This is a genomic window from Nostoc sp. (assembly GCF_036916655.1).
GTDB lineage: Bacteria > Cyanobacteriota > Cyanobacteriia > Cyanobacteriales > Nostocaceae > Nostoc.
This window is the reverse complement of record NZ_JBALFY010000031.1, coordinates 1-26,168: the sequence shown is the minus strand read 5'-3', so window position 1 is coordinate 26,168 and position 26,168 is coordinate 1. Positions and strand designations below refer to the sequence as shown.

The following is a 26,168-nucleotide window of genomic DNA, read 5'->3' as shown; positions in this document are numbered from 1 at the left end:
CTCTATTGAGGGAACAACCTCTTTTGTGCCAACCTTGACTGGAAGTTACCACATTTTCATGTATGGCTGTGAAATTTTTTCATCGGGACTGCCTTCTGCCCCCTGCCTTTATTTGTAAATATTTTAGAATTAAAAAAGGTATAGACTTTAATCTATGGTTAATTAATATCTCTTATTGCTACTACTTGAAAATTGAGAATTAGCTTTTTTGAGTATGTAGGTGAGCGGATTTGTGAGAGTTGAATAATCTCATCTAGCGTATAAAAAGAAGCTGCGATCGCAGCTTCTTTTTGTACCTTTAAAAAGTATTTAGATAAGCAATAGTTTCAGTTAGATCCGAGATTCACGAAAACGAAGTCTGAGCAATCGCAGCCAGCGTAGCCACATTTGTGCCGGTTGTTCAAAGAAGGTGAAAATATCACCGAAACCTAAGTTAGTTTTGTGATGATGTAACCAGTGCCTCTCAGGAGTAGTAATAAATAGAATTTGGCATAAAATATTTATCGGCTTTGAAGTTTGCCAACCCAGTACACTTATGTGTCTCCACCATACATGAAACTGACCAAGCAGTAATCCAGAAATTACGCCAATGGGGGAGAAAGACCACAAGACTACTGCTATGAGTACATAAGGCAAAGCTCCCAAGATACCATCTAAAAGAACCTGGGGATTAAAAGTTAAAATAGCGTAGTGGCGGAAGTCCTTCTTCCAGGAGTGGTGCGTTTTTAAATGAAGGCTACCAAAAACATGCTCGGGTACGTGGTAAAAAAATGTAGATAAAAAATCGCCAAAAAACAGTAATAACCAAGCAACAGCGATAGCCTCAAGCATTTGTACTCCTCAAGAATAGTTAAGAAAACTCCACAGAAAATATGCAAATGTCATGTTATTGGCGTAGACACCTAGTTTTCTGCTATGCAAGCATCATCTGTGCGTCTTGTATGTCTACGCTCCAGTTAATTTGTCTCAGAGTATATGTAATTGGAGTTGCAGTTTCATGAATCTGCAATCCTTAATGCAGCGAACAGCAACTCGTAAAAACCTCCAATTTGATTGCTAGCTTTGGGTTAATGGCAGTAATACATCTAATACCCGATAGGAATACAGTGTTTTACCATAGTTACTACACAATCTTCTTACCTAAGGCATACAGCATAAGCAAAGGTTGAGTTAAAGTTAGTACAAATTTAGGTTAAGGCTTTCTTCAAGATTGTTAATTCTAGATTGATTACAATTAAGCTTTAAGTATGAATTTAATCAGAATGATATAATTAGGTATCGTGTCACCATAATCTGAATTGTTAAGGTGACTAAAACGGGTTTAGAATTAAATTTGTAGATGGCGAATTTTGAAGTATTTTTAGTTCAAATATTATAAATAATTGGCATTAATTTAATAATCTCTAAAATCATATTTTCAATGATAAGTAACGTTATAAATATGGAGAATTTTATAAATTATCTTTTTTTCATAAATAAATTTAGGGGCTTTAAACCCTTGATTGCTGAGGGCAAAAATTATATTTTCTTCCTCCTGCCTTCTGCCCCCTGCCCTCTGCCTTTCTTCGGTATTTTTTTGTGATGATTGAGAGGTACGTAAAAATTTAGTGAAGGCGTGCTGCGATCGCCCTCGGCGATCGCAGCACGCCGAAAACAAGATGGTATGATAACTATGATTGAGTTGCACAGTGAGGAGTGAAGAACTTTTCAGACAAGGCTGTGAAAATTCAGGTCAAGGCAAGGCTTGAATTAGTTCCCGAATCACATCTATTGCTGATTTACCTGTTTGTTCACAATACTTTTCAAGATTTTGGGCTTCATCTGATGGCAAGTTCAAGGTAATTCGCTTCAGCGCCCTTTTTTTATTAGAGGTTGCCAAATGGGGAAATTTAAGTGCAGTAGCTTTATTCATTGATTGATAGGCTAGATATATACAAACTTTCCTTACCAAGATTGCCAATTACAAACTATCTTTACCAGTGAAAATCGAGATTTTGATATTGAACTTAAGCTTTACGCCTCAAACCTCTTACTTAAAGTTAAAGGTATTAAATAGCTACCACCACACGCATTAAAAGAGGCAGGAGGAGTAAATCACTTATAGGATTTACCCGCTACTGAGAAAGCTATCACTGAAACAGCACGCTCATGTCTGAGAACTGTATGCGGTATGGAAAAACAAATGCATATTTACTTCGAGATGCGTAGGGTATATTTAATGCGTCCTTACTTTAATCCCTTAGATTTATCTATGGGGTTACTCTAAGCCGAGGCACTCCTGAACTCATATCTATAGCAACCTATAAGATTAGATAATTCCTTTTAATTGAAGGTGATTAGGCGAACAGTGAGTTAATACATGACTTTAAAAAATTGGAGACGTAAACGCGGCGTTGCACTTACTACTAAGGGGTTACAAAAAATTAAGGAGGCAAAGCATCAGTCAGAAGCAAAAGAAAATTTTGGAAATAGGTACACTCTAGAAGATATCAGTGTACGCTCTGGGTTATATTCCGCTACCATCTCGAAAGTATTGAATCGGGAAGGAGGAGTTGATAAACAAACTATTGAAAAGCTGTTTTCAGCTTTTCACTTAAAAATAGACAAAAGTGACTATTTAAGCTCAAATACTCGTCTAGATTGGGGAGAAGCCATATTTAACTCAGTTTTTTATGGACGTAGAGAAGAACTGACTACGCTAGAAGAATGGATTCTCAATGAACAGTGTCAATTAGTGGCACTCTTGGGAATAGGAGGCATGGGGAAAACGGCATTGTCTGTAAAGCTTGCTCAACAGATTCAGGACAACTTTGAGTATGTGATCTGGCGATCGCTACGAGAAGCTCCACCTGTTAAAATTATTCTCGGTAATCTAATTCAATTTCTATCTGACGAGCAAGAAACAGAAGGTAATTTACCAGAAAGCTTTAGCGATCGCGTATCACGAATCCTGTATTATCTACAAAATCATCGCTGTTTAGTGATCCTTGATAATGCAGAGTCAATTCTCCGCAGTGGTAGCCGCGCCGGACTTTACCCTGAAGGATATGAGGAATATGGTGAGTTTTTAAGACGCGTCGGAGAAGCAACTCATCAAAGCTGCTTAATGCTCACTAGTCGTGAAAAACCTAAAGAAGTAGCATTGCTAGAAGGACAAGCATTACCTGTTCGCTCACTACTACTGAGTGGCTTAAAAGTAACAGAAGGGCAAGAAATCTTAAAACTCAAAGGGCTATCGGCAGCAGAGGATGAATGGAAAGTCATAATTGAACGTTATGCAGGCAATCCATTAGCCCTAAAGATAGTTGCTACAACCATTAAAGATATCTTTGATGGTAATATGACGGACTTTTTGCAGCAAGAGACGGCTGTTTTTGGCGAAATTCGCGATATTTTAGAGCAGCAATTTGAGCGTTTGTCAGATTTAGAAAAGGACATAATGTACTGGCTAGCGATTAATCGGGAGTCGATTACACTGTCAGAATTGCGAGACGACATTATATCACCAATACCGCAAGCTAAATTACTAGAGGCTGTAGAATCTTTAGGAAGGCGATCACTAATCGAAAAAATTGGATCGCTCTTTACGCTCCAGCCTGTGGTCATGGAGTATGTAACTAATAGCTTGATAGAAAAATTCTGTGAAGAGATTGTTACTCAGAATTTTGATTTATTCAGGCATCATACTCTGATGAAGGCAACAGGTAAAGACTATGTTAAAGATACTCAAGTTCGTCTCATCCTCAAACCAGTTATAGATGGGTTGCTTAATGTTTTCCGAAGTAAAAGAAACATTGAAAATCAATTAACTCAACTTTTAGTAAATCTCCGAGAAACATCGGCCCTAGAACCAGGTTATACAGCTGGCAATATTCTGAATCTGCTTTGTCATTTAGAAACAGATTTAAGTGGCTATGATTTTTCTTATTTGACTGTTTGGCAAGCTGATATGCGGAATATGAATTTGCACAATGTAAATTTTGCTCACGCCAATCTAGCTAAGTGTGTTTTTGTTGAAACACTAGGGGGCATTCATTCAGTGGCATTTAGCCCAAATGGAAAATTATTAGCTACTGGGGATAGCTATGGTGAGCTTCGGCTCTACCAGGTTTCAGATGGAAAGCAATTGCTGGTTTGCACTGGACACAGAGATTGGCTCTGGTCTGTTGCCTTTAGTCCCAAGGAAAATATCCTGGCTAGCAGTAGTAAAGATCAAACAATCAAGCTGTGGGATGTTAATACTGGGCAATGTGTGACAACCTTGCAAGGACATAGTGGCGGAATTTGGTCTGTTGCCTTTAGTCCCGAAGGTAACATTCTTGCCAGTGGAAGTGAAGACCAAACAATCAAGCTGTGGGATGCTAATACTGGTCAATGCCTCAACACTTTGCAGGAGCATAGTAGTCGAGTCTCATCAATTGCTTTTAGCCCAGATGGTCAAACTTTGGTTAGTAGTAGCCATGACCGAACAGTGAAATTGTGGGATCTCAGCAGTGGTGAATGTCTTAAAACTTTACAAGGACATAATGGTGGTATTTGGTCAGTTAGCTTTAGCCCAGATGGTCAAATCTTGGCTAGTAGCGGCTATGACCAAACAGTGAAGTTGTGGGATATCAGCACTGGTGAATGCCTTAAAACTTTACAGGAGCATACTGACTGTGTATATTCAGTTTTTTTCAGTCCCGATGGGAATACACTAGCAAGTAGTAGTGATGACAAAACAGTAAAGTTATGGGATGTTACTACGGGTCTCTGCACAGCCACACTTTGGGGACATAGTAGCAGAGTTTGGTCAGTTGTTTTTAATTCAAACAATCGTATAGTTGCTAGTGGCAGTAGTGACCAAACAGTAAGGTTATGGGATGTCAGGACTGGTCAATGTCTTAAGACTTTTCAGGGTTACAGTAGTGGAATATGGTCAGTAATCTTCAGTGATAGTGGTGACATACTTGTGAGTGGGAGTGGCAATAAAATTGTTAAGCTGTGGGATACTAATACTGGTCAGTGCATTAAGACGTTACGTGGCCATAGTCATAGAGTCACATCAGTTGCCCTGAGTTCAAATAATTCACTTCTTGCTAGTGGAAGTGAGGATCAAACTGTGAAATTGTGGAATGTCAGCACTGGTGAATGCCTTAAAACTTTGCGAGGGCATAATAATTGGCTCACATCGGTTGCCTTTAGTCCAAACTCTCAGATGATTGCGAGTGGAAGTGATGACCATACAATAAAACTATGGGATGTCAACACTGGGCAATGCATTCAGACTTTGAAGGGGCATCTTGATAAGGTATGGTCTGTTGCTTTCAATCTCAATGGTAAAACCCTGGCAAGTGGAAGTATTGACCATACAATAAAACTATGGGATGTCAAAACTGGGCAATGCATTCAGACTTTGAAAGGACACAATGACTTAGTGTGGTCAATCACCTATAGTCCCAATGGTCGGATGCTAGCCAGCGCTAGCAGTGACCAAACAATAAAGCTATGGGATGCCAGTAGTGGGCAATGCATTCAGACCTTAAAAGGACATAGTAGTTCTGTGTATTCAGCGACCTTTAGTCCTGATGGTTGTATACTTGCAAGTAGTAGTGAAGATCAAACGGTGAAGTTGTGGGATCTCGGCACTGGTAAATGCCTTAAAACTTTGGAGGGACATACACAATTAGTTTGGTCTGTTGTCTTCAGTCCCAACGGTCAAACTTTAGCCAGTGGCAGCCAGGATGATACTATTAAAATTTGGGATATAAAAATTGGTAGGTACATCAAAACCTTGAGGAATGAAAGACCCTATGAAGGTATCAATATTGCAGGTGTTACAGGTATAACCCAGGCTCAGAGAGCTTCTTTGAAAGATTTAGGAGCACTTACCGATGGCGAAAATTAACCCTACAGTATTATCTTGATTATACTTATAGTTTCTTACCTTTCATTAGTGAAACTTGACCTAATGCACCAAATAATAATACACCTAGTACAGTAGAAGATTCAGGAACAGATGCAGACTGTAGCGTTGAAAATGCTAATTCTCCAATTAGCTTATGAGTGGCGGTCGTTGGATGGATTTGATCCCAAAATACAAACTGATCTGGAGTACAAGTGATTGACTGCGTGGGAAGATTTATGGGTATCACCGATAAGTCTCCAATACAAGAATCGGTCACGTTTGTGAACCCAAATTCGTCTGGGTGGGCAATAATTCTATTGAATAGGGAATTAACATCAAGAGGAATAATGTTTATATCGGGGCTAAGTTGCTGCTTCAAAAAGCTCAAATTGGCGGACAAGATGGAGTTGTGTGCATTTGTAAAAGTGCTAAGTAAGCTGGAAATTTGACTACTACCGTTTGTAACCGGAAATTCGCCCAAATTCGGCTGGTTAACCACCATAATATCTTTAGCGCCCACCGCAGCCAGTGATTTTACCGCCACTGATAAATTTGTGACTACTTGGGTAGGGTCAGGAACAGTATTAAAAAAGTATTTGAGATAATCATTAGTACCTGCCCAGATAATGTAGAGGGAGTTTGGGTCAGCAGACCTATTTGCTACCGTAAAGCTGTTAATCTGCTGTTGTAATCCTGGCAAACTAGCTAGTCCAATGTTATCGACTCCCGTGGTTGCACCACCAAAGGCAAAGTTAGTTTTTGAATTGAAAGTTAATCCTAGATCGGATGCAAGATACTCCACCCACACTTGGCCATTGGAAAAACGCCCATTAAAGTATGGTGGACTTGGGGGAATAGCTTCATTTGTCGCATTAGATACATTACTCGTATCGGAAAAGCTGTCTCCAAAGACATAAATCTCGTCATAATTCTTTGCTGAGACTTTTAGGGGAAACATCAGAGACAAAATAAAAATTCCTGCTGCTAGAATTTGTTTTTGCATCATCAGCTTTTAAATATTTTTCTCTTCAATCTATTTACATGGAGAATCTTAACAAGAAAGAAAGCTCCTGTTTTGAATACCTTTTATTGTTGAGTCGATTTCTCTGAGGGAGTCAAGACCTAGCGCCACTTTGCCCCAGCGCATTACACTTGCAGATGCGGCACCTGCTGCACCAAATCCATAGATCAGAACCAAGTCGTTTTCGCTAATTTTACCTAACTGTGCAGCATGGTACATATTAGCTACAGTGATTACTGGCCCAACATTTGCATATTGTGGATAGAGATTGATTGTACGCTCTGGTTCAATGCCCAATACACGTATGCAGAAGTTTGCAAACCAAGCACTAGTTGTATGGAAAAGAAAAAAATCAATTTGGTCAAGGGTTACGCCAGCAGCATCGACAGCACCCTGACAACAGGTACGGAGCAAATCTACGGACGTTTCGCGAAACAGCTTGTTTGCACTTTTGTCAATCTGCATACGAACCAGGAGATTGCCCTGCTCATCCTCTGTGATTTTAGAAAATAAAGTGTCACACAATATACTTGTATTGATTGTTTTGGTTCCGAGAACTCCCTGCTTAGGTTCAAGTGAGCCAACTACAAAAGCCCCTGCACCGTCACTGATACACCATGATAGGGTGTCGTTTTCATCAAAAAAGCGAGAATAAGTGCATGAAACCACTACCAGCACGTTTTTGTACTCTCCCGATCGCACTAGGGCACAGGCTGTTTGCAGTGCAACTGGAGTAACCCCGCATGCTGCATCAATATTCCAAGCTGCACCTTGGAAACCTAGTTGACGAGCCAGTAAGGCAGCATTACCAAATCCGATTTGTTCAGGCCAGACTGAGGCAACAATCATCAGTTCAACTTCATTAAGAGAGAGATTGGCTGCTTTGAGGGCGTCCCTTGCGGCCCGCTCTTCCAGCGTCAGTGATGACTCGTCTGTACCTAGAATCCGCTGCTCAACAGTACCACGAAAGGGGTCTAAGAGATAAGGTATCATCTCTAAGTCAAATTCGTTACCAGGAGCAGACCCAGAAAGGGAAAACAATTTTGCCAAACTTTTTTGTTCAGCCTGTGCGAACATCTCAGGGTATTTTTCTATGTAATAGTCATTTGTGCGTCTGATACTGGGAAGACTTAAAGCGAGTGAGCGAATACCGACTGGAGAATAAACCATATATGATTAGCTTTTAATAATTTGTCGCGACTTGTGACATTAAACTCTGATTGCGACTTTCAGATGGTGGCATCTGGGTAGGGTCAATGATTACGTCAACCACAAATGGCCCCTTTGCGGCGATCGCTTTTTCTAGTGCTGCCTGAACATCGGACTCCCTTTCAACTCGAATACCTTCTGCTCCCATTCCCTGAGCAATTTTGACGAAATCTGCCTGCGGAATCGTTGCATCCGCTTTACCAAACCCTAGATACGCCATTCCCTGTTGGCAGATGTTGTAGCGCCCATCATTGAGTACAATCCAGACGGCAGGAACTTGATATTTTACAGCTGTGTTTACTTCACTGTTCATCAGCATGGCACCATCTCCGACAATAGCAACAGCCTTACCATTCCGTGCTAAAGCAGCACCCACTACGCCTGTGACAAAATGTCCCATAGAACCAAATCCGTTGCTAATCCGATAACGATTTGGTCTGGTAAATCGCAGTAGATGAATTACCCAAGCAAATGAGTTACCTGACTCTGCCATTACTACTGCATCGCTTTTATCAACAATCACTTGTTGAATCATATTCATCAGCAGTTCTGGTCGCACTAAACCGGTTATGCGTGGCTTGATGACATCGCGTTGAAATCGAGGCAGCATTATTGTCCTTGAGCGATCGCTATTTTCTCTGAAGTTCTTCAACAGGTTCATCAAGAAGATTTTCACGTCGGACTGAATAGCGAAAGTCTCGGTGGATGGATATGCAGTTCCCGGTATTTCTGGGTCAATGTCAACATGCAGGAAGCCTTGCCAGGGAATCATCGTCGGATTCCAAAAGGAGGTAAATTCACCAAGGCGTGTTCCTAAAACCAGCACGCGTCTTGGACGTTGCTCCTGCATATATTTTAAAACTGACTGATGTCCACCAAAGCCAGTGACACCAACAAACTGAGGATGGTCTTCGGGAAAGATGCCCTTACCTCGTGGTGAACAGATGACAGCAGCCCCCGTTTTCTCGGCAAGTTGGCGAATCTCTTTGGCTGCACCCCTGGCTCCGAAACCGACCCAGATGGCAAAGGGGCCTTCAGAGAGTAAACGGACACATTCTGCGATTGTTTCTTCACTTACCGTTGCGATCGCACGAGACAGATTTACTCGTGGCAACGAAGTTTTTAGTAAACTTGTCTGGATATTTGTCGGGATACTGAGATGGGCGACGAATCCTCCTGGTTGTGCCAATCCCAGGGACAGCCTTCGAGAAATCTCTGGAAGTTCATTGTTACATTCGAGAGTCGTCGCGTAATGGAATATTTGCCCTGAAGTAAAAATACCTGCACTGGGCATAGTATATGTACTAGTTTCTTGGATCGCCCAACGTCCTCGCTGTGACGCCGGAGTTGAAGCTGACACGAGGATCACCTTAGCACCCTCCCAACGGGCAGCCAATAAGCCCGTCAAAGCGTTGGTGATCCCCGGCCCTGTAGTCGTGAATACCACAACTGGGCGATCGCTAGCAAAATACGCCTCAATAGCTGCAAAAGCTGCTCCAGCTTCGTGGCGAAAGTGTAACACCTGCATGGGACTTTGGTGTAAGGCAGCCCACACTGGAGCGATCGCACCTCCCGATACACCAAAGGCATACTGCACCCCCATATCTCCCAGGATTTTTACCACTGCCTCTGCTACCGAAAAACTTACAGCTGGCTTGCTATCAAATAGCAGTTTAGTTGAATTTAATTGTTCAGTGGTATTCGTTTGTGTATCCTGAGATTTAACATCCATACAAACTATACTTAGGTATAATTTCCTTTGTGAAGTAATATTATCCCACACACTAAACTTAACAATATCAATTTTTTAGATAATGCCTATAGAACACTGGTTATGATTGCTCTCTAGCGCAGGTGCTAACGGGTAAAAAAACGCTCCTCGTAGTTCACCTTGACAATCTTTGAGCAGTCAAGAACCTATAGAAGAAATATTTAGAGACTTTAATAATGGCGGATGCAGCGATCGTAGTTTATAAAAACTGAACACAACTCATCAAATCTTGGAGTATAAAAAGGTGATAAACTTCAATCAGTATAAAGCTTTAACTTTCGATTGTTACGGAACCCTGATTGATTGGGAAAACGGCATCTTAGGGGTGCTAAAGCCACTTCTACGGGTACACAACACTAATTTGGATAACGAGCAAATTCTGGAAATTTTTGCGGAATTTGAAGCAGAACTAGAAAAAGGAGAATATATCAAATATCGAGAAGTTTTAAAGAGAGTAGTCCAGAAATTTGGTGAAAGATTTGGCTTTGAGCCAACTGCTGACGAACTAAATTCACTTGCTGATTCGATTCAGTATTGGCTACCTTTCCCCGATACTGTTGACGCACTTAGAGCTTTAAAGAAAAAATTTAAGCTGGTCATTATCTCAAATGTTGATGACGATCTCTTTGCATTCTCAGCAAAGCACTTGGAAGTGGAATTCGATCGGATAATTACAGCAGAACAGGTAAAAAGCTACAAACCCTCGTTAAATAATTTCAGATTTGCCATTGAAAGAATTAATTTGCCGTTAGAGCAGATATTACACGTTGCTGCTAGTTTATATCATGATATCGTTACAGCCAAATCTTTAGGAATATCAACAGTCTGGGTAAACCGTAGAGCAGACCAAAATATAGCTAGCATCACAAGATCAGCAGTAAGTCAACCTGATTTAGAAGTATCTGATTTAAAGACTCTTGCAGCTTTGGTTTCTCCAAAATAATACTGAGTCATAAGTGCTGAGTACCACCACTGCTTCGATGATGATGTGTTGTTACAAAGGAAACAGGGATTGCAACATATATTGATTCTGTCTTAATCTAGAAAAACTACCACACTAGTTTGACGGTATCTTCCTCCTGCAACGCGTCAGGAACGAGTGAACGATCGTATCAACGCTCTGCTTCTGGTTCCCCAGATCGGCACCTTGCCGATAAACTTGTTCAAGAAAACACTTTGATAGCCTAAAACGATGAAAGCATCTGCTAATTTCGACTTTGAAGACGAGAAATTCAATGCACCGCCTTCTCAAGTCCTTCCCTGGTGTCAGATGATTAATCCTCGGTATGGCACAGATGGCATACAATCCCACGGTTTGGCGATTAAGCTAGATAATGCTAATGCTGTTGGCTTTGTGCCAGATGAGAATTGGCAGCAAGTGGAGCATGAATTTACTTCTGGAGTCGAAACGGTATTTATTACTCCTACTCCCCGCTTGGTTATAGTGCGTCGGGGGCCATTATCTGTCAAAGACCGGGAAAGTGGTCTAAAACTAGGTACACTCAAAGAAAATTATGATGCTTTTTTAGCCGACAAACTTAAATTTAAAACCTTTACTCGTTATTTAATTTTTATAGTGGGTGAGAATAAAAAGTTTTTACATGAATCACCACTACAACTAACTCTTAATGGTGCTGCCGGAGCGAGTTTCAGCAAAACCTACTGCGAATATCAACAAGGCAAAGTAGTTAATGGATTTGTTGCTGAATTAGAAAAAGCTTATGCAGTCTACCGTAAACAACCTTTAGCACCAAAGGGGCCTTTGTTCCATGCTCACGGAATTTTTTGCCCCATCATTGAGTGTGAAGAAAGAGGTATTGAACCAAATACGGTTTTGGTAGCTTCAACTGTAGACTACAAACATCCCACAGTCGGGACTTTAACGCAATATTTAATTGCTTCCGATGCTCTTGAGTCTGCAATGATTTGTAAGGCTTTTGAGGAATACAAAGATTTTGGTAAGGAACCTGTAAAATCAGAAACGCCTAAATTGGCAATGGCAGGAGTTTCTAACTCTTACGTTTATGCTGATGAAGATGATTTTGCTTATCCGCCTTATTAAGTGGGAATCGGGGATTGGGGGTTGGGTACTGGGAAAACCTTCCCCAATCCCTAGTCCCTAGTCCCTAGTCCCTAGTCCCCAATACCTATTCCTTGAGCAGCAAATAATATAGTGAACCATTGCCGCCTGTGATGCCAGCGCGATCGCCTGCTAGTTTACCAGACCCCATGAAATAATCCACCCGTCCCGGGCCTTTGATGGCGCTTCCTGTATCTTGGTCAAGCACAAAGCGGCTGACGGTACGACTCTGTAGTTTGCCACCACCAGCAGGATAGGGAAATGAGTTGTAAATCAACGCTAGCGCTCCCGGTGGCATGAGAGACTTATCTGTAGCAATGGAACGTTCTGCTGTCACTGGCACATGAATACTGCCTGTAGCCCCCCTACCACCAGTTTCTTGGAAGAAAATAAATCGTTCCCAACGTGGTAGATAATTGCTCAACTCCTGCGGCTTTGCCCGGAAAAAAGCAACCATACGTGGTAAAGTTAATCCATTTAGTGGAAGTTTGCCATCTTTAGCTATTTCTTTGCCGATACTAGTCCAAGGGTAATCAGTTCCACCTGCATAGCCAACTGACGTTGTTTTGCCATTAGTTAATTTAATTTGGGCAGAACCTTGGATATGTACCATGTATGCGTCTAGGCGATCGCGGAACCATAACAGTTCTAGACCGCGCAATTTGCTCTTATTCCCTTGTAAACCGTCCTTGCCTTCCAAATCAATTCGTTTTGGGTGGGGTTTAGGCCATTGGCTGAAATCAGGTGGTAGCCGATAAAGAGGATATTTATATATTGCAGTCCTGACGCGGCTAGCGGTATAAACAGGTTCATAGTAAGCGGTGAACTTAACAGTACCCTTGCCATCGTTGCCCACAGACTGGTAGAAAACAAACTCACGGCGGACAGCTGCTTGTAATTGCGCTGCTGACCTAGAACTGACAACCAGTTGACGGAAGCGTACCAAACTCCGGCGGACGCGATCAAGGGTAATTTCCCTCATCGGATAATTTTGATATGCTGCGATCGCCTCACCCTTTGTTAGGTAAAGCAAACTGTTGTCAATAGAAGCCAACAACGCATTGCGATCGCCTTTTTGACCCCACAGTTGCTCATCCCAGCCCAAGCAAGTCTGCCGCAGCGTACAATTGCTGCCGATAGCAATTGGTTTTAGGGGCGGCGTTACTTCAGGAGTAATTGGTATTGGTATAGGCGAGAAATCGGGAGTAGTCGGTACTGGCAATGGTAGTAAGTTAGGAACCTGAGCAACAGCCGCCCAGAGAGGATTTACAAGGGCAATTCCCAGACTCAAGGAAAGGAAAGCAAGGGTTTTTCTCATCATTTAGTTGAATCTTTCAACACTGGAACTAAAAACGGGTTCGACCCGGATTGCCACGATCCGAGAAGGGCGTATTACCATATATTCCCCTTGAATATTTTTAATCGGCACGCTAATAAAGTCATTAGAAGCAGATTTTGGCACAAGTTCGCCACTATACCACTTCTGAAACTCTTGAATAGTTGGAAAACGTACTTCTTCCCGGTGGCCGCTTTCCAGTAGGAGGAATACGGCATATTCATTTGCAGTTCTAGCCATAAGGTTGAATTATTTAAAAAACATTCAACCCATTGTTAACCACGTAACCCCCGAATGAAAAGGGTAAGCATACGGGAGGTTGGGAGTAGAAGGGCAAAGGGGGCTACGGTGTACACACAAGTCTTGAAATCCCACCTAAAACTTGGTTTCGTTGCCCTAGCGCTAAAAATTAGCGGGATAAATGGGGTTTCCAGTTACCCAAAATTTGGGTATTTATGGGGCTGGAAGGGTTGGAACCCTTGCGGACTATACTTGTGTGTACACCGTAGGGCAAAGGGGGAGGGAGCAGGGGGAAGAATTTTCTCCTTTGCCCCCCGCACCCTGCCCCTCTGCCTCTTTTCAATACCCAATGCCCAGTTATCCCAATAACTCTTCACTTTAGACGCCTAATTGTTTAACCAGTTCCTTAAAAAGTGTAGGTTTAGGGAACTCCAAGTTTTGTCTCAACCAACCTTGCCAAAGCTAGTAGTTGTGCCAAGATTAATTTGAGGACTTAAGGCTTGTGACACAATGTTAGGACAATTATTAGACGGACGTTACCAAGTCCTCCAAGTTTTAGGGGGAGGTGGATTCGGTCAAACCTACATAGCCCAAGATACCCATCGACCAGGTTTCCCGAAATGCGTTGTCAAACACCTTAAGCCCGTCATTCGTAGCCCGGAATTTCTCGAAACTGCTAGACGGCTATTTAGCAGTGAAGCAGAAACACTAGAACAGCTAGGCAACCATGACCAGATTCCTCGGCTTTTAGCTTATTTTGAAGATAACCAAGAGTTCTTCTTGGTGCAAGAGTTCATTGAAGGGCATACTTTGAAAGCAGAACTATTACCCAATCAACCTTGGACAGAAAATCAAGTAATTCAACTGCTCCAACAGGTTCTAGGTATTCTGCAATTTATTCACAGCCACAACGTTATCCATCGAGATATCAAGCCCGACAATATAATTAGACGACAACAAGACGGGAAGTTAGTGCTGATTGACTTTGGTGCAGTTAAACAAGTCCAAACTCAACTGCTGACAATTCCAGGGCAAACCGGGGCTACTATTATCATTGGCACCCCAGGATATATGTCTACAGAACAGGGGCAAGGTAAGCCCCGCCCTAACAGCGATATTTATTCCTTGGGTATTATTGGTATTCAATCGCTGACGGGGATACATCCGATAAACTTTGAGGAAGACCTAGATACAGGAGAAATTTCTTGGCAGCATCAAGCTAACGTCAGTTTTGGATTAGCATCTGTGCTATCTAAGATGGTGCTACACCACTTTAAACAGCGCTACCAGTCTGCGGCTGAAGTTCTACAGGTACTAGCGCAATCACTTCAACCACCATCTTTTACACAACCGCCTCAAGCTTCACTTTCTCAACCAAACTCAATTGGTTATTCCTCTGCTTCTATCCTGTCTGCGGAAAATTACAACCGCTTAGAAACGATTCTTTTAGAATTTGTTGGCCCTGTTGCCTCAAGATTATTACGACAAGTTACGGCGTCAGCATCTAATTTTGAAGAATTAGTTAGTCAATTAGCCCTTTATCTTCGAGAAAATCAACAAATTGATTTTAAGAAGAAAACAATGTTTCTACTAGAGAAACCTACTCTCCTACAGGAGCTTACTACTAAGATTGAAATTAAGTCCAATAATTTACCAATTGAAGAGCCTCAAGTAATCAGTGATAGTTTTCTGCATCAGTGCGAGCGAGAATTGGCTAATTTTATTGGCCCAATAGCTAAGTTTATAGTCCAAAAAGCTGTTAAATCTTCTGGGCACATTTCTCGTGCAGAATTTGTGAAAGTTTTAGCATCACAAATTCCCGAACCTCAAAAAGCTTTGCAATTTGAGCAACGCTTACTTTCTTGATTTTTTAAATTTTGACTCTTTCATAATCTCAAATGGTATCAGCTTTCGCTATTCAGCATTTCCAGAGCTATTTTCAAGCTAGCTTTCATTCGATTAAATGCTTCTGCTAATCCAGCAATTTCATCATTAGAGCTTTCTTCAAAATCAGCGCTCATATCACCGACACTAACTTTTTGGGCGATTTTCTCTATTTTTCTGATCCGCTGAATCACATATTTTTTGATTAAGAAGTTAATTAAGAAAACTACGATCGCAAAGATCGTAATTAAAAGTCCCATGATCAATATCCAAGTCCGTTTGGCATTAGCAAAAATCTCTTGAGAAGGAACAGAGATTATTTGGGCAGAAACAATCTGATTGAGTTGCCAGCCAAAACCATTTTCGGAACCATAATTTACTAACTGACTTTTAGGAGCCTGATCTGGTGTAGAATGACATCGCAAGCATTTCTCTTGTGTAATCTTTAGTGGTCGTGCAATGTAAAATACTTCGCCTTCTGACAATTTACGAAAGCCTGTAATTTCTAGAGTATTGGGTTCGTTGCGAAAACGTTCTACAAGTTGAGTTTCAAAGTTATCAGCTTTATCCGCTAAATTAGTTGGATTAAGTGTTGCATCCTTATGAAAAAAGTTTTTAAATTCAGGCTTTTTACGAAAATTCTCAAAAACCTCTTTAGATGAAAAAGTTGGTACTACTTCAGGCATAAACGTCGGATTAGTATCTAGTCTAGGTTCTAATAGGGGATCTATACGATTTTGTGTATAGTTTCTAACTGCGTTCACCATTTGGATGAGAATCTGCGCTTGAGAAGTTACTTCATTTTGCGCTCTCCCTTGAAGTACACTGGATAAGGCAATGCCACTTCCCAAAATACTGATGATGAAAACTAATATTAAAAGTAAGTTAAATTTAGCACCTATTTTTAAGTTATTTAACGTAATTTTGTTCAACATAATCTCAACAATGAAGGTGATAATTGAGTTTGTTTAATTTTAATATTTATTTATTTAAACCTGTTAGAAAGCATCTCAAGAATATCTTAATAAATATTAATAAATATTGATTTTTGACTGCGATGTAACCTATTTAGGCAGTAGTCAAACTTATCTAAGCGATCTAAATTAGTCCTGAAAGCCAAGTTACTTTTTCTTAACCATAATTAGTGATGTTTTTGCGATTTCCTCGTCGTTTATTTCTGTATAATCTGCTGGGTTTGACATTTGCGGCTTGCCAAGCAAAAAAAGACAAAGACTTTGAAGGTACGTTAACTATTGGTGTGATTAACTATGGTGGAGGCGAACAGATAATTAACCAATATGCTAAATTCAATACTTATTTGGGTGAAAAGACAAATGCCTATATTCAGCTAGAGCCTGTTTTTAATGAAAATAGAGCGGTTGAACGCCTTGAGGCTCGTGCTTGGTCATTGGTATTTGCTCCACCGGGTTTAGCTGCGATCGCGATCGCACGCTACCAATATGTTCCCCTATTTCCTTTAATAGGTATTAGTAATTTGCGTTCCATCTTTGTTGTTCGCAAAGATAATCCGATAACTGAGTTGAAACAACTACAAAATCAAACAGTGGCTTTAGGACAGTTAGGTTCAGCAACAGGATATTATTTTCCTCTTTACAATCTTTATGGTACAACACTAGCTGACATAGTATTTGCACCCACACCAAAAGCCGCGCTGGAATTGGTTGCTCAAGGAAAAGCGATCGCCTGTGCCGTTTCGGAGGCGGAATTAAGTCTCTACGGTTCGCAGTTGGCACAAACTGAATTTCGCATACTATTTAAAGATCCGCACTATGTACCATTAGGCGTGGTCTTGATTGGGCCTAATATAGAACTTAATCGTCAAGAGTTTATCCGCAAAGTGATGAGTGATTCACCTTCAGGTTTAGCTCAAGAAGTTGGGTATGTAGCTAATGGACAAGTACCAGATTACAAATACATGATTTCTGTTGTTGATCGGGTAAGCTCGATTAGTTCTAAGCTGCAAATAAAGCCTGTACGTTTATTTTAAGTAAGTATCACAAATAATTCAGAATTGAATTCTTTGTGATTTACTTAGCTTGTCGCATTACCTGGGGATAGCGCAACGGCTTCTATGCAATTATCCTACCCAATGGTTGTTACCCCAACGATACCACTGTTCGACTAGCCCTAAGCTAGAAACCAGGAGACACCCATAAAGAAATTCTCGTGTTTTTGGACTATCAAGATGGTCTGTCACCACACCAAAAGCAATAAAAAAGAATGGCGTTGCAAATACAAATCGTGCCAGACTATATAGATTATCGGCAGCGGCTAGAAATCCAATTGCTGCATTAGCTATACAAATAGATAAGCAAAAAAAGAAGACATAATTCGTTTGTAGTTGGGCAATGGTTGGAGTGACAAATTGAGGAGTAAGTTTACCAGCTTTTTTTAACTGCCAAGAACGAATTGAATAAATTAAAATCGCCATAGGAGGATAAAAAAGGGTTATCGATAGTAGAGAATATTTAGGTATATATAGCAAAATTTGTCTGTGTTTAGCATGAAAGTAAATAAGGACAACTACCAGGAAAAACAGAATAAATGGAAAGTATAGACCGTGTAAGTCATTTAACAGCGACCTGGGAAATAGTAAAAACAACGGTCGTAATTGAAGAGTTCTTCCCCACTCTATCTGAGCTTGAAAGGGAGTCAAAAAATTGCCTGTTGATAATAGACAATAGATGCCATAGATTGAATAACCTGCCATAGCGGATATAGCAATTAGTCCAGTAGGTATAGTATATTTTTTCCACTCCCTAGCTTTAGAGATGGTTTCAGACCCTAAGTGGCTTCCTAAAAAGACACAAGCGATCGCAACAAATGCAGCAAAAATAAATTGTACCAAACTTGGTCGAGACACAGACATCAAAATCACTGACACCACTAAGATGCTATTCCAAAACACAGAATTTGAAAATAAAAGAGCTACTACGCTAATGATTGCCCAGAGCGAGAATAAGCTCTCAGTGTAGCCAATACTATGGAAAATAGAATTAGGATTAATAACATAAAGTATAAGAGTGATAAAACTCAAACTTTCTGACTTAATGACTTTTCGTAAGACAAATAAGATGATAGGCAGTGATAATACAAAGAGGATATTAGAGAGGATAAAAGCATACCGAAGTCCAACTACCGAATTCTGTGGGGTAAATAAACGAATTACTTGAGACCAGAGTGGGTAAAAAGCTTGACAATGAGGATGTAAACCCAGATTGACATAATGAATTGCATCCCAGTACTGAAACTCTCTTCCCTCTTGTACCGCTAATTTTGAAATTCCATTCGATGAAAGGAGAAGACCTATACTGCTGCAAACAACATAAAACAGGAGAGCAAGAATAATTTGCTTCCAAAAGGAAAAATGAACTAAGCTTTTCATGTGATACCTTGCAAGTGAACCGCTTAAATTACCATTAATACCCAACACCAAAACCGTTCTCGATTTGCCAAAAATCCCTTTCGGAATGACAAACAAGATTGGCTTTAATTATACACGCGATCGCGGATGCTATCGTTTAGATAACTCTTTATAAATTTTCTATTGCAGAGATCATTTAGTCAATACTCGCAATCATTATTAAAATTGGAATCAAATAGGGAATAGAATGGAAGCTAATAGATGTATACTAAGTTTTTTTACGCAGTCAAATACGATTTTTAGATTATTTTTCATCTAGCGATTTTATTTGGAAAAAACTTCCTAGAGGCATATAGAACTGGTGTTGAGTTTTTGGCTTTTAAGTTTTCAAAAGCTGTTTTAGATGTTCAGGAATCAGGAGGAAGGACTAAAGAAAGAGCTAGTTGGTAGAGTTGGCGACGAGGAAGAAAAGTAGCTTTTGCTAACTGACGACTAGCTTGCGATCGCGATATTCCCTGACTAATTAACTGTTTCAATTCGGCTATCAACTCCTCTTCTGTCAGTTGGGGCTGACTGAGTGGAATTCCTGCCACTACTAATGTATATTCACCTTGGGGTTCCCGTTGGGTGTAATGAGCGATCGCCTCGGCAATTGTCCCCCGCCAAAATTCTTCATACAATTTAGTTAACTCTCGTCCTAGCACAATTTGGCGATCGCTTCCCCAAACCTTTGCTAAGTCTTGTAAAGTATCTCGCAAGCGGTGGGGCGATTCGTAGAAAATTAATGTGCGAGATTCTGTTTGCAGAGATTCTAAATGTTCCTGTCTCTGTTGACTTTTAGACGGGAGGAAGCCTTCAAAGACAAACCGATCCGTTGGTAATCCGGCTGCACTCAAAGCGGTAATTGCTGCACTAGCGCCAGGAATGGGAACTACTGGAATTCCCGCCTCAATACAGGCTTTCACCAGTTCATATCCAGGATCGGAAATACCTGGCATCCCAGCATCACTCACCAGAGCGATCGCTTTATGATTAACTAAATGCTCTAATAATTCTGGGATGCGGCTAGTACGATTGTGTTCGTGGTAACTTACTTGGGGTGTCTTAACTTGAAAATGCTGTAGCAATTTCCCTGTGTGACGGGTGTCTTCCGCCGCAATAATATCTACAGTCTGTAAAATTCGCACCGCCCGAAAGGTTATATCTTCCAGGTTGCCAATTGGTGTACCGACAACGTAAAGTGTTCCTGGTTTTGGATCGGTTTGCATGAGCAAGAGTTAAGAGTTTGTAGAGACGCGATTCATCGCGTCTGTGCCGGAGAGACAAGAGAGACGCGATTCACCGCGTCTGTACAAGAGTTACAAAATAATTACGAACATATATGAATGACACATGGATAATCCAAAATCCAAAATCCAAAATCCAAAATCGGATCGTGGGTTATTTGTGGGTTTAGTAACCCTGGATTTGATTTACCTGGCTGAGTCTGCCCCTAAGAGTAACCAGAAGATTGTTGCTACTGACTATACTGTAGCGGCAGGAGGGCCAGCTACCAACGCGGCTGTGACTTTCAGCTATTTAGGTAATGAAGCTACAGTTTTGGGTGTAGTGGGTTCTCACCCGATGACGCAGCTAATTCGAGGTGATTTGGCAAATTATAAAGTTGCGATCGCAGACCTTGAGCCTACCACTGATTTAGCACCGCCTGTATCTTCAATTATTGTCACCCAAGCCACAGGTGAACGATCTGTAGTTTCCATCAATGCTGTCAAAACTCAAGTCAGCAGCGCATCTATACCAGCAGATATTTTGCAAAATGTCAATATATTACTGATTGATGGGCATCAGATGGTGGTTAGTTATGCTCTAGCCCAAATGGCTAAAGTCAAGAATATTCCAATAGTAATTGATGCTGGTAGTTGGAAGCCTGGATTTGAGCAAATTCTGCCATTTGTGGATTATGCCATCTGTTCAGCTAATTTTTATCCCCCCAACTGCCAGACTAGAGAAGATGTTTTTGCTTATCTGAGTGGATTTGATATTCCTCACATCGCCATTACCCACGGACAAAACCCAATTGAATACTTGAGTTGCACTAAAACTGGTATCGTAGATGTGCCGCAGATTCAAGCGGTTGATACCTTAGGGGCTGGAGATATTTTCCACGGTGCTTTCTGTCATTACATTTTAAGGGAAAGTTTTACTGATGCACTAGGACTAGCAGCTAATATTGCTGCTGATTCTTGTAAATTTTTTGGTACACGGCGCTGGATGAATTTAAATTAATGAAAGATTTAGAAGAAATATTAGCGATCGCTCGTGAGGTAGGTTGGGGTGCAGCAGAAATACTGCGATCGTATTATCACGGCACTGCAAAAGACCCGAACCTAGAAGTACAATACAAGCAGAATGAGCCTGTCACAGTTGCCGATGTCGCCGTAAGTCAATACATTTTGGAGAGTTTACAAGCAACTTTAGGTAACGAAGATTTTGCTTATATCAGTGAAGAGACTTATCAATCGTCAAATATTGCTATACATTCTACCCCTTGGGTATGGATAATTGACCCTTTGGATGGTACACGAGACTTTATCGAAAAAACCGGGGATTATGCAGTTCACATTGCTTTAGTCAAGGAAACACGCCCAGTATTAGCAGTGGTGGCAGTACCAGAGACTCAAAAGTTATATTACGCTACCAAAGGCGGGGGTACATTTGTAGAAACTCGTGATGGATCTGTTCCTTTACGAGTGTCGTCAGGCAAAGGAATTGAAGATTTAACCTTAGTTGTTAGTCGATCGCACCGCAACCAACGCTTAGATCACTTATTACAAAACTTACCCTCTCAAAATCATAAATCTGTGGGTAGTGTCGGCTGTAAAATCGCCGCCATTGTCGAGCAAGATGCAGATATCTACATTTCTCTTTCTGGTAAGTCTGCGCCCAAAGATTGGGATATAGCAGCCCCAGAATTGATTTTAACGGAAGCTGGTGGTAAATTTACTCACTTCGATGGTACTCCGTTGCAGTACAACACTGGTGATATTAATCAATGGGGAGGCTTACTGGCTAGTAATGGTGAATATCACGAATTACTGTGTCAGGAAGCAGAAAAGATTTTAGCGCAGTTTGACCACAGCTAATGGGATATTTTAAGATGAATATTTTTTAATTTTGTTTTTAAAACAGTTAGTCATGGTATATTCACCAGGACTACGAATAATAGTCTTCGTCCTTAGTTCATATCGTCAATTTCAAAACACTACATACCTGAGCGATCGCCGATTAATATCGATTTCCTGTTAAAAGTGTAACTTTTATAGTACAAACAATAAAAGCCAGTCGTTGGAAGGTCTGCGAACCTGTCTCAAAGGTTCTATTTGTCAATAAAATTCACGATCGGACGATATTCAAAGGCTAGGGGCTGTGCTACACTCATGGACATAAAGATTATTTTCGGTTGAGTAACTAGTTTTGATTTCTAAAAACCATCTCTCCGAATTTAACTCTCTACACTCCCTGAATTCGGAGATTTCTATGTCAATTTACGTCGGAAACCTGTCCTATCAGGTTACAGAGGATGACCTCAAGCAGGCTTTTGCAGAATACGGAAAAGTAAGTCGTGTTCAACTACCCACAGATCGGGAAACAGGCCGGCCGCGTGGGTTCGCTTTTGTAGAAATGGAATCAGACACCCAAGAACAAGCTGCTATTGATGCACTTGATGGTGCTGAGTGGATGGGACGTGATTTGAAAGTCAACAAAGCTAAACCTCGTGAGGAAAGAAGTAACTCTCCTCGTGGTAACTGGGGTGGTGGTAACGCCCGCCGCAACAATAATCGCTACTAAAGTCGGTTCCTGAAAATTTCACATTTAGAGTCTTCCAGCAGATAAAGCCAAAGGCTCATTCTGCTGGAATTATTTGATTTTGTATCTAGTCTTAAACTATTCATCCACATTCAGGAGGAATGAGAATGACACAAGTAGTTTTAGGGGAGAATGAAGGTATTGAATCAGCCTTGAGAAGATTTAAACGGGAAGTTTCTAAAGCAGGAATTTTCCAAGATATGAGAAAAAAGCGTCATTTCGAGACGCCCATAGAAAAAGAAAAGCGTAAAGCAATTGCTAGGCACAAACAACGTCGTACACTACGTTCTCGCTTCAATTAAAAAGTCCAAGCAAGCTTGCCCTTCGATTTGAAATTTAGCCAGCATCTCTTCATCGTTGCCAAACTTCCGGCAAAGTAAAAGCAAGTAATTAGGCATATATCGATAAACAACACTGTTCATAGTAGCTGCTTTTAGCGCTACTAAGGGAACTCTAAGAGACCTCCACAAAAAAAGAAATACCCAATTGTCATTGCGTTCGCCCCTGGCGTTCCCGAAGGGTATGGAGCGAAGCGAAATGAAGCAACCGCAAAATCTTGGAATTGCTTTGCTACACTCCGTTTCGCTCGCAATGACAGCTTTTGGATCAATCATTCTGTGGAGTTCTCTAAGAAATAAATTGTCCAATATTGTGGGGTGGGGTCTCGCCCGCCCAGTTATATATTATGGCTCTCGTCTCGCCCACCCCACAAGAGTTAATTGAATATTTTTTTATTTGTCAGTCCCTAATGAGCGTGGATTAAATAAGATGCAAAACTTCATGCTGTCTCTAGCTTCCCTCTCCTTTACAGCAGATTTCAACTTCGTGTGAAACTTGCAGCAATATAAATATATTCTTCCTCTATACCCATGAAGTATTGTAGATATCGTTAGTCTGCAATCTTTGGCCCTGGATTTTCAAAAAAATGTTACGACTTTATCATTTATTACTAGGTTCTATTTTGCTGGTGTCAATACCGCTGGGAGCAAAATTTATTCTCCCCCAATTTTCTCCTCCACCCAAAGCGGTAAAACCTCTTGCTGCTGCAAAACTTACCAATTCTAATGAGGGAAATATCTGGCAGAAAATTTTAGTAAATGCTGCTGCTCCAACTAACTGGCAAGTTGCTCCTTGTGAGGGAAATGCACCCTTGCTGTGTATCTCCTCTGGCGGGAAACGTTTGGGTACAGTTGAGATTAACGTTTACCCACTAGCCAACAATGAGGATTTCCGAAAGAAACTTGTAGCAGCTGGTATTCCAACTGGTTCTCAAGTGGATTACCAAAGTTCCAAATACCAAGCCCAGGTATTAGCAGCACTTCAAGCTTGGGTTGCAGATCACTACGCTGCCTTTGCAAAAGATCGTCAGGGTAAATATGGAAAAGAGATTACCTTCTCAACCTACCCACCCCAACCAGTACCTATTGGCAAGCTTCAGGGAATCCGCTATGGGTTCGCCGGACTTAAACAACAAGGTGGAGTACAAGAGCAACATATCGGTCATGTTGCCTTTGATGGGACTAAACTTTACGTAATTACTACTGCATTTGACACAGATAGGCAAACAGGTAATTTTGAGAAACTGGAAAACTTGGCTATTTTTCAACCTTACTTGTATGCGATCGCCGCAGATTTGCGTTTACCTTAATAGGGATTGGGCATTAGGGATTAGGTATTGGGTAAAATTTCCTTCTTCCCCAGTCCCCAGTCCCCAGTCACTAGTCCCCAGTCACTAGTCACTAGTCCCCAGTCCCCATCAACCTAAATCTCAGCTACCGCCCGTTCTATTAAGCGATGCGCTAAAGTTTGCGTACCAGTGTGTTCATAATAATTTGTTGATACATCCAGGAACGCCGCTAAATAATCTAACTTGTCATCGGCAATATCGACAAAACCTTGCAAATTGTGGACAACCTTTTGTGGCGTTAAATTATTGGTGGAGACTAACCCACTCATCCAACCTTTAACTGAGTCAAAGCTTTCGCCGATAAAGTTGAGTTTACTACCAGCATTGTTTCCTGGAATCACATCTTTGATGTTTTGGAAAGTCGAGTTTTGCTCTAACTCTTGGGGATTTGTTTGATTAAGTCCAGATATCGCCTTACTGATGAAGTCTGGGCCCAGAGGTATCAAACCATCAACGCAAACTAATGCTACCATGCGGATAAGTGACTCACCACTATATTCTCCTAAAGAGGCAACAAAATCCCCAATACTATCTCCAGGAATGCCGTTAATTTGACAGAAGGCTACCAACTCAGCCACTAATTTTAATGTCAGATCGATGGTTTGGGCTTTATCAGCTTTGGGAGTGACAGAGTTTAAAAAACCCAACAGAGGAATTTTTTCGCCAACTTTGTTAGCTAAAGCTGCTGCACCAAGCGCTTTATCTGTAGCATCAACGGTTTGATATAACCATAAGGCTGTTTGGTAGCCTTGGGATTTGTCGTTGAATAAATAAATCGCTCGTTCGCCAATTTGCTGAATTAAATCTTCGTCGTCTTCACCAGTGACTTTCTTAATGGTGTTGACAAACCCAACAGTATTTTGCCACTCGCCGGGAGCAACAAAATCAAGGGCTTTTAACATAGAAATAGTCAAGCCGCCAGTTGGTAATTGATCAACTAAATCAACAATCGATTTACTCACAAAAATCTCCTTATTTAGGGTTTATTATCTTTAATGTCAGTAATTTGGCTTATTTCAGGTTAGCTAGACCATTAAGATTAAACTTCTCTAACCAATCTGCGCGATCGCTAGCTTTAAATGACGAATCGCGAGAAAGTGCTTTTACTTGGTACTTACCTACCAAAATTGCAGTTTGCGTTTTACCAACTTCTATTGCCGGATAACCACCAATTTTTTTGGTACTCTTTGAGAACTTTGCTGCGGCATTAGGTGTGCTGGTGGTATCAGAAATAGACAGTAACGCTAGCTCTTTACCGCCTTTTTTCAACTTCGCTTCGGAAAAACCTTTTTTCTCTTGGGTATAGACGCGCTGGTAGCCATCACCTGCATCAGGGAAAAATTTATTAAATTCGCCACCCTGAGTTGCGTTCTTAGCAACTGCAAGACCCTTTTTTTGTTGAGTGCTTTCTTTTTGCACCTGGTCAAAACGTCCAGGTGTCTTTGGAGTACAGGCCGTTGTCAGTATCATTACCGACAGCAACAAAGCGGCTACTACCCTACGCCCACGGTGTAAAATCATTCTTGGCTTCTCCTTATAGTTGAGCTTTGAGGCAATTATCTGCGCTGCTAGCAATTATTACCCGTAAAATTTACTTTTTGATAATTATTGCCTAAGTTCTCAACTATAGCCGTTTAATTTTGCACTTCAAAAAAGTGTCCAGTGTCAGACTTAACGTAGTAATTAACCCAACGCAAAAAGCGCCTCCCCTTTCGGGAGAGCGCTTTTTAATTTAGCGAAACTTCAGAATTAACCGTTGATAGCAGGAGCAGTCAGAGCTACAGGAGCAGAATCGGCAGCA

The 26,168-nt window shown here is 41.1% G+C and carries 23 protein-coding genes; 10 read left to right on the top strand and 13 right to left on the bottom strand.

Annotated features, from left to right (window positions below):
* Window positions 1-330 precede the first annotated feature (330 nt).
* The 3 genes from V7L31_RS09585 to V7L31_RS09575 form a co-directional block, all read right to left on the bottom strand.
* Window positions 331-831: a fatty acid hydroxylase gene (locus V7L31_RS09585; protein ID WP_334696008.1), complete on the bottom strand. Its 501-nt coding sequence runs from the start codon at window positions 829-831 to the stop codon at window positions 331-333.
* A gap of 586 nt (window positions 832-1,417) precedes the next feature.
* A complete protein-coding gene (locus V7L31_RS09580) occupies window positions 1,418-1,687 on the bottom strand; it encodes a hypothetical protein (protein WP_334696007.1) in 270 nt (89 codons plus the stop codon).
* A 45-nt stretch (window positions 1,688-1,732) separates the two neighbouring features.
* Window positions 1,733-1,912 carry a CopG family transcriptional regulator gene (locus V7L31_RS09575; RefSeq protein WP_334696006.1) on the bottom strand — a complete coding sequence of 60 codons (180 nt, stop codon included), beginning with the start codon at window positions 1,910-1,912 and terminating at the stop codon, window positions 1,733-1,735.
* A 447-nt stretch (window positions 1,913-2,359) separates the two neighbouring features.
* Here V7L31_RS09575 and V7L31_RS09570 point away from each other — a divergent pair, with 447 nt between their 5' ends.
* The gene (locus V7L31_RS09570; protein ID WP_334696005.1) at window positions 2,360-5,887 is read left to right on the top strand and encodes an NB-ARC domain-containing protein; all 3,528 of its coding nucleotides are present in this window, start codon (window positions 2,360-2,362) and stop codon (window positions 5,885-5,887) included.
* 25 nt (window positions 5,888-5,912) lie between these two features.
* Here the strand turns inward: V7L31_RS09570 and V7L31_RS09565 are convergent, their stop codons facing one another.
* Genes V7L31_RS09565 through V7L31_RS09555 form a run of 3 tightly spaced genes read right to left on the bottom strand, consistent with a single transcriptional unit; the run spans window position 5,913 to window position 9,849 of the window.
* A complete protein-coding gene (locus tag V7L31_RS09565; RefSeq protein WP_334696004.1) occupies window positions 5,913-6,893 on the bottom strand; it encodes an SGNH/GDSL hydrolase family protein in 981 nt (326 codons plus the stop codon).
* Between the two features lie 45 nt (window positions 6,894-6,938).
* Window positions 6,939-8,078, bottom strand: a complete 1,140-nt coding sequence (locus V7L31_RS09560; protein WP_334696003.1) for a 3-oxoacyl-ACP synthase III family protein — start codon at window positions 8,076-8,078, stop codon at window positions 6,939-6,941.
* 13 nt (window positions 8,079-8,091) lie between these two features.
* A complete protein-coding gene (locus tag V7L31_RS09555; protein WP_334696002.1) occupies window positions 8,092-9,849 on the bottom strand; it encodes a ScyA-related TPP-binding enzyme in 1,758 nt (585 codons plus the stop codon).
* Between the two features lie 283 nt (window positions 9,850-10,132).
* On the opposite strand from V7L31_RS09555, the gene V7L31_RS09550 reads away from it, so the two are divergent.
* Both V7L31_RS09550 and V7L31_RS09545 read left to right on the top strand, forming a co-directional pair.
* The gene (locus V7L31_RS09550; RefSeq protein WP_334696001.1) at window positions 10,133-10,831 is read left to right on the top strand and encodes a haloacid dehalogenase type II; all 699 of its coding nucleotides are present in this window, start codon (window positions 10,133-10,135) and stop codon (window positions 10,829-10,831) included.
* Window positions 10,832-11,080: 249 nt separating this feature from the next.
* Window positions 11,081-11,950, top strand: coding sequence for a DUF5895 domain-containing protein (locus V7L31_RS09545; RefSeq protein WP_334696000.1), 870 nt, complete (start codon window positions 11,081-11,083; stop codon window positions 11,948-11,950).
* Window positions 11,951-12,035: 85 nt separating this feature from the next.
* Here the strand turns inward: V7L31_RS09545 and mltA are convergent, their stop codons facing one another.
* Both mltA and V7L31_RS09535 read right to left on the bottom strand, forming a co-directional pair.
* A complete protein-coding gene (gene mltA, locus V7L31_RS09540; RefSeq protein WP_334696009.1) occupies window positions 12,036-13,286 on the bottom strand; it encodes a murein transglycosylase A in 1,251 nt (416 codons plus the stop codon).
* 3 nt (window positions 13,287-13,289) lie between these two features.
* A complete protein-coding gene (locus V7L31_RS09535; protein WP_179066232.1) occupies window positions 13,290-13,544 on the bottom strand; it encodes a hypothetical protein in 255 nt (84 codons plus the stop codon).
* Window positions 13,545-14,054: 510 nt separating this feature from the next.
* Here V7L31_RS09535 and V7L31_RS09530 point away from each other — a divergent pair.
* Window positions 14,055-15,410: a serine/threonine-protein kinase gene (locus V7L31_RS09530; protein ID WP_334695999.1), complete on the top strand. Its 1,356-nt coding sequence runs from the start codon at window positions 14,055-14,057 to the stop codon at window positions 15,408-15,410.
* Window positions 15,411-15,448: 38 nt separating this feature from the next.
* Here the strand turns inward: V7L31_RS09530 and V7L31_RS09525 are convergent, their stop codons facing one another.
* Entirely contained in the window at window positions 15,449-16,363 is a 915-nt protein-coding gene (locus V7L31_RS09525; protein WP_334695998.1) for a Tll0287-like domain-containing protein, read from the bottom strand.
* 212 nt (window positions 16,364-16,575) lie between these two features.
* Between V7L31_RS09525 and V7L31_RS09520 the strand changes: the two genes are divergently transcribed.
* Entirely contained in the window at window positions 16,576-17,436 is an 861-nt protein-coding gene (locus V7L31_RS09520) for a phosphate/phosphite/phosphonate ABC transporter substrate-binding protein (RefSeq protein WP_334695997.1), read from the top strand.
* 90 nt (window positions 17,437-17,526) lie between these two features.
* Here V7L31_RS09520 and V7L31_RS09515 read toward each other — a convergent pair whose 3' ends face one another.
* Both V7L31_RS09515 and rsmI read right to left on the bottom strand, forming a co-directional pair.
* The gene (locus V7L31_RS09515) at window positions 17,527-18,834 is read right to left on the bottom strand and encodes a mannosyltransferase family protein (protein WP_334695996.1); all 1,308 of its coding nucleotides are present in this window, start codon (window positions 18,832-18,834) and stop codon (window positions 17,527-17,529) included.
* Window positions 18,835-19,220: 386 nt separating this feature from the next.
* The gene (rsmI, locus tag V7L31_RS09510) at window positions 19,221-20,081 is read right to left on the bottom strand and encodes a 16S rRNA (cytidine(1402)-2'-O)-methyltransferase (RefSeq protein ID WP_334695995.1); all 861 of its coding nucleotides are present in this window, start codon (window positions 20,079-20,081) and stop codon (window positions 19,221-19,223) included.
* A gap of 124 nt (window positions 20,082-20,205) precedes the next feature.
* Between rsmI and V7L31_RS09505 the strand changes: the two genes are divergently transcribed.
* The 5 genes from V7L31_RS09505 to V7L31_RS09485 all read left to right on the top strand — a co-directional run bounded on the left by V7L31_RS09505 (window position 20,206) and on the right by V7L31_RS09485 (window position 24,328).
* Window positions 20,206-21,099 carry a sugar kinase gene (locus tag V7L31_RS09505; protein ID WP_334695994.1) on the top strand — a complete coding sequence of 298 codons (894 nt, stop codon included), beginning with the start codon at window positions 20,206-20,208 and terminating at the stop codon, window positions 21,097-21,099.
* The gene (locus tag V7L31_RS09500) at window positions 21,099-21,956 is read left to right on the top strand and encodes a 3'(2'),5'-bisphosphate nucleotidase CysQ family protein (RefSeq protein WP_334695993.1); all 858 of its coding nucleotides are present in this window, start codon (window positions 21,099-21,101) and stop codon (window positions 21,954-21,956) included. The genes V7L31_RS09505 and V7L31_RS09500 overlap by 1 nt, the downstream gene beginning before the upstream one ends.
* 394 nt (window positions 21,957-22,350) lie before the next feature.
* The gene (locus V7L31_RS09495; protein WP_334695992.1) at window positions 22,351-22,662 is read left to right on the top strand and encodes an RNA recognition motif domain-containing protein; all 312 of its coding nucleotides are present in this window, start codon (window positions 22,351-22,353) and stop codon (window positions 22,660-22,662) included.
* Window positions 22,663-22,787: 125 nt separating this feature from the next.
* The gene (gene rpsU, locus V7L31_RS09490) at window positions 22,788-22,982 is read left to right on the top strand and encodes a 30S ribosomal protein S21 (protein WP_179066217.1); all 195 of its coding nucleotides are present in this window, start codon (window positions 22,788-22,790) and stop codon (window positions 22,980-22,982) included.
* A gap of 623 nt (window positions 22,983-23,605) precedes the next feature.
* Window positions 23,606-24,328 carry a hypothetical protein gene (locus V7L31_RS09485; RefSeq protein ID WP_334695991.1) on the top strand — a complete coding sequence of 241 codons (723 nt, stop codon included), beginning with the start codon at window positions 23,606-23,608 and terminating at the stop codon, window positions 24,326-24,328.
* 113 nt (window positions 24,329-24,441) lie between these two features.
* Here V7L31_RS09485 and V7L31_RS09480 read toward each other — a convergent pair whose 3' ends face one another.
* Together V7L31_RS09480 and V7L31_RS09475 are read right to left on the bottom strand one after the other, a co-directional pair.
* Window positions 24,442-25,329, bottom strand: coding sequence for a hypothetical protein (locus V7L31_RS09480; protein WP_334695990.1), 888 nt, complete (start codon window positions 25,327-25,329; stop codon window positions 24,442-24,444).
* A 49-nt stretch (window positions 25,330-25,378) separates the two neighbouring features.
* Window positions 25,379-25,888 carry a hypothetical protein gene (locus V7L31_RS09475; protein ID WP_334695989.1) on the bottom strand — a complete coding sequence of 170 codons (510 nt, stop codon included), beginning with the start codon at window positions 25,886-25,888 and terminating at the stop codon, window positions 25,379-25,381.
* Between the last annotated feature and the right edge of the window lie 280 nt (window positions 25,889-26,168).

What these genes read in the sequence shown, in the direction of transcription:
- V7L31_RS09530 (WP_334695999.1), top strand. Translation starts at nt 14,055, where the DNA reads ATGTTAGGACAATTATTAGACGGACGTTACCAAGTCCTCCAAGTTTTA.
- mltA (WP_334696009.1), bottom strand. Translation starts at nt 13,286, where the DNA reads ATGAGAAAAACCCTTGCTTTCCTTTCCTTGAGTCTGGGAATTGCCCTT.
- V7L31_RS09585 (WP_334696008.1), bottom strand. Translation starts at nt 831, where the DNA reads ATGCTTGAGGCTATCGCTGTTGCTTGGTTATTACTGTTTTTTGGCGAT.
- V7L31_RS09485 (WP_334695991.1), top strand. Translation starts at nt 23,606, where the DNA reads ATGTTACGACTTTATCATTTATTACTAGGTTCTATTTTGCTGGTGTCA.
- V7L31_RS09555 (WP_334696002.1), bottom strand. Translation starts at nt 9,849, where the DNA reads ATGGATGTTAAATCTCAGGATACACAAACGAATACCACTGAACAATTA.
- rpsU (WP_179066217.1), top strand. Translation starts at nt 22,788, where the DNA reads ATGACACAAGTAGTTTTAGGGGAGAATGAAGGTATTGAATCAGCCTTG.
- V7L31_RS09500 (WP_334695993.1), top strand. Translation starts at nt 21,099, where the DNA reads ATGAAAGATTTAGAAGAAATATTAGCGATCGCTCGTGAGGTAGGTTGG.
- V7L31_RS09575 (WP_334696006.1), bottom strand. Translation starts at nt 1,912, where the DNA reads ATGAATAAAGCTACTGCACTTAAATTTCCCCATTTGGCAACCTCTAAT.
- V7L31_RS09570 (WP_334696005.1), top strand. Translation starts at nt 2,360, where the DNA reads ATGACTTTAAAAAATTGGAGACGTAAACGCGGCGTTGCACTTACTACT.
- V7L31_RS09520 (WP_334695997.1), top strand. Translation starts at nt 16,576, where the DNA reads ATGTTTTTGCGATTTCCTCGTCGTTTATTTCTGTATAATCTGCTGGGT.
- V7L31_RS09545 (WP_334696000.1), top strand. Translation starts at nt 11,081, where the DNA reads ATGAAAGCATCTGCTAATTTCGACTTTGAAGACGAGAAATTCAATGCA.
- V7L31_RS09565 (WP_334696004.1), bottom strand. Translation starts at nt 6,893, where the DNA reads ATGATGCAAAAACAAATTCTAGCAGCAGGAATTTTTATTTTGTCTCTG.
- V7L31_RS09515 (WP_334695996.1), bottom strand. Translation starts at nt 18,834, where the DNA reads ATGAAAAGCTTAGTTCATTTTTCCTTTTGGAAGCAAATTATTCTTGCT.
- V7L31_RS09475 (WP_334695989.1), bottom strand. Translation starts at nt 25,888, where the DNA reads ATGATTTTACACCGTGGGCGTAGGGTAGTAGCCGCTTTGTTGCTGTCG.
- V7L31_RS09505 (WP_334695994.1), top strand. Translation starts at nt 20,206, where the DNA reads ATGGATAATCCAAAATCCAAAATCCAAAATCCAAAATCGGATCGTGGG.
- rsmI (WP_334695995.1), bottom strand. Translation starts at nt 20,081, where the DNA reads ATGCAAACCGATCCAAAACCAGGAACACTTTACGTTGTCGGTACACCA.
- V7L31_RS09525 (WP_334695998.1), bottom strand. Translation starts at nt 16,363, where the DNA reads ATGTTGAACAAAATTACGTTAAATAACTTAAAAATAGGTGCTAAATTT.
- V7L31_RS09495 (WP_334695992.1), top strand. Translation starts at nt 22,351, where the DNA reads ATGTCAATTTACGTCGGAAACCTGTCCTATCAGGTTACAGAGGATGAC.
- V7L31_RS09560 (WP_334696003.1), bottom strand. Translation starts at nt 8,078, where the DNA reads ATGGTTTATTCTCCAGTCGGTATTCGCTCACTCGCTTTAAGTCTTCCC.
- V7L31_RS09535 (WP_179066232.1), bottom strand. Translation starts at nt 13,544, where the DNA reads ATGGCTAGAACTGCAAATGAATATGCCGTATTCCTCCTACTGGAAAGC.